The sequence below is a fragment of the Cupriavidus sp. SIMBA_020 genome (assembly GCF_046535395.1).
Classification (GTDB): domain Bacteria; phylum Pseudomonadota; class Gammaproteobacteria; order Burkholderiales; family Burkholderiaceae; genus Cupriavidus; species Cupriavidus campinensis.
This window is the reverse complement of the sequence record NZ_JAWRWU010001751.1, coordinates 1-233: the sequence shown is the minus strand read 5'-3', so window position 1 is coordinate 233 and position 233 is coordinate 1. Positions and strand designations below refer to the sequence as shown.

The following is a 233-nucleotide window of genomic DNA, read 5'->3' as shown; positions in this document are numbered from 1 at the left end:
GCGCCGCGCGTGCCAGCCATAGGCCAGGCCGCAGGCCGCGCCCAGCGCGATCAGGCCCAGCAGGGCAGGCAGCGGCATCACGTCGCGGCCGATGGCCTCGAAGCCGCTGACCAGGGCGGCCAGGCACACGGCGCTGAGCAGAAAGCCGAGCCAGTCCAGGCGCGGCGCCGATTCTTCCTTGATCTCGGCCACGTAGCGCAGCACCAGCCCCATTTCGCGGGCCGCTTCCAGCC

General features: G+C 73.0%; 1 pseudogene. It reads right to left on the bottom strand.

The annotated features are described in order from the left end of the window. Positions 1-233, bottom strand: a pseudogene (locus tag SB751_RS35625) (MFS transporter); the annotation flags it as partial.